The sequence below is a fragment of the Bacteriovorax sp. DB6_IX genome (assembly GCF_000447775.1).
In the GTDB taxonomy this organism is placed as follows: domain Bacteria; phylum Bdellovibrionota; class Bacteriovoracia; order Bacteriovoracales; family Bacteriovoracaceae; genus Halobacteriovorax_A.
This window is the reverse complement of sequence record NZ_AUNJ01000182.1, coordinates 1-222: the sequence shown is the minus strand read 5'-3', so window position 1 is coordinate 222 and position 222 is coordinate 1. Positions and strand designations below refer to the sequence as shown.

Annotated in this window: 1 protein-coding gene; it reads right to left on the bottom strand. The window is 35.1% G+C overall.

Annotated elements, in window-relative coordinates; translation table 11 throughout:
* Positions 1-15: 15 nt before the first annotated feature.
* Positions 16-222: hypothetical protein (locus M901_RS05395; protein WP_034720615.1), on the bottom strand; the 207-nt coding region annotated here is incomplete at its 5' end.

Sequence of the window (222 nt, the reverse complement as noted above, 5' to 3'; positions counted from 1 at the left end):
GAAACAAGAATTAATTTACTCTTTATATTCTTCATTACAGCCTATTCTTAGTATGTATTTATCTAAATCTGCACCAAAAGGATTATCTCCTACTATTTTTGAGAGATCTGCCTCTTCTCCATGTAACGAGAGGTAATTTGCAACAATCGCCTTTGCCAAGTTCACAGAAGAATTACTTGTCACCATCGCAGAGTTTTCGACACCACCACTTTCTTTAAAATG